This is a genomic window from Mesorhizobium sp. M2A.F.Ca.ET.037.01.1.1 (genome assembly GCF_003998075.1).
GTDB lineage: Bacteria > Pseudomonadota > Alphaproteobacteria > Rhizobiales > Rhizobiaceae > Mesorhizobium.
The window spans coordinates 1-1,705 of sequence record NZ_RZSA01001228.1 but is presented as its reverse complement, the minus strand read 5'-3'; the positions used below and the strand labels follow the sequence as shown (position 1 = coordinate 1,705).

General features: G+C 66.3%; 2 protein-coding genes. One reads left to right on the top strand and one right to left on the bottom strand.

Annotation, left to right across the window (positions count from 1 at the left end; translation table 11 throughout):
• Window positions 1-764, top strand: a 764-nt coding sequence (locus tag EOA27_RS35390) for a patatin-like phospholipase family protein (RefSeq protein ID WP_127258608.1), incomplete at its 5' end; no start/stop codon positions are given.
• 259 nt (window positions 765-1,023) lie between these two features.
• On the opposite strand, the gene EOA27_RS35385 is transcribed toward EOA27_RS35390, so the two are convergent.
• Window positions 1,024-1,705, bottom strand: a 682-nt coding sequence (locus tag EOA27_RS35385; RefSeq protein ID WP_245491300.1) for a DHHA1 domain-containing protein, incomplete at its 5' end; no start/stop codon positions are given.

Here is a 1,705-nt window from a genome sequence, read left to right as displayed (position 1 = left end):
CCGGTACCTCGGTCGGTGCCCTGGTCGGTGGCTGTTATCTTGCCGGCAAGCTCGACGAGCTGGAGGAGTTCGCCAGAAGCCTGACCAAGCGGCGCATCTTCGGCCTGCTCGACCTCAATCTGCGCGGCAGCGGCCTGTTCGGCGGCATGAAGCTCGACCAGCGCCTACGCGAGCATCTCGACGGCGCCCGCTTCGACGATCTGTCGAAACCCTTTGTCGCCGTCGCTTCCGAAATCCGCACCGGCCACGAGATCTGGCTGTCGAGCGGCTCGCTCGTCACCGCCATGCGCGCTTCCTACGCGCTGCCCGGCGTCTTCGAGCCGGTGGCCTGCAACGGCCGCATGCTGGTCGACGGCGCGCTGGTCAATCCGGTGCCGGTCTCGGTCTGCCGCGCCTACGAGCAGCCGCTCGTCGTGGCGGTCAACCTGCATTATGACCTCTTCGGGCGCGCCGCCGTCATCAAGCACAGCGCCGGCGAACTGGTCGTCGAGAAAGACGCTCCGCGCCCCGGCCAGGTCAATCCCCAGTCGCACCAGAGCCGCCTCGGCATCACCGGCGTCATGGTCGAGGCCTTCAACATCATCCAGGACCGGATTTCGCGCGCCAGGCTGGCCGGCGATCCGCCGGATATGTCACTGCAGCCGAAACTCAGCCATATCGGCCTGACGGAATTCCATCGCGCCGACGAGGCGATCAGCCTCGGCTACCAGGCGACGATGTCCCAGATCAGCGAATTGACCCGCCTGCAGTCCGTTCTGGTCTGAATTCCGCTACTTCAGTGATTTGGAAAGATTCCAGGCTTGTCGGGCAAGGCTATCAACGTCCGTTGCCGTAGTCAGCGCAAACGCTGGCGATGAGCTGGAGGCTCCCGAACCTCGTCATTCCAGGGCGGAGCAGGGAGCGTAGCGACGCGCGCAGACCCTGGATGACGACTGCGATAGGCGTCTCGGCCAATCGCCAAGGCATGGGATCTGCCAACGCACACGAACCAACCGGTCAAAACGTCTGTGTTAAGGTAGGTCGTTAAGCAAGCGCCGCGTCGCTGATGCGAAACTGCACCGTGCGGTTGCCGTTCCAGTAATTGCCCGACAGCGAACCGGCGATATGCACGGTCCTGCCCCTGTTCTTGAACAGGAATTCGCCGAGCGCAGTGTCGACGGCGCGGAAGGCGATCGCCTGGATGTTGCCGCCGCTTTGGGACTGCAGGTCGACGCGAATGTGATTGGTTCCGATCGCGCGCGCGTCGGCCAGCCGGTGGCGCGGCAGCACGAAGACCGGCGCGATGTGCCCGGCGCCGAACGGGCCGGCTTTCTCCAGCGCGTCGAGCAGCGCGATCGTGGCGCCCTCGGCGGCCAGGGCGCCGTCGATCGCCAGGCTTTCCTCGTTCTGCAGCCGGAAGACATCGGCCGCGGCGCGTTCTTCGAAGAAGGCGCGCAACTCGCCGAGCTTGGCACGCTCGACGGTGATGCCGGCCGCCATCGCATGGCCGCCGCCCTTGACGATCAGCCCGGCAGCCGCCGCCTCGCGCACCAGCCGGCCAAGGTCGAAGCCGGTCACCGAACGGCCGGAGCCCGTGCCGATGCCGGTCGAATTGAAGGCGATGGCAAAGGCCGGCCGGCGCGCATAATCCTTGAGTCGCGAGGCGATCAGCCCGACGATGCCCGGATGCCAGCTGTTGCTGGCCGGGACGATGCCCGCCGGCCCG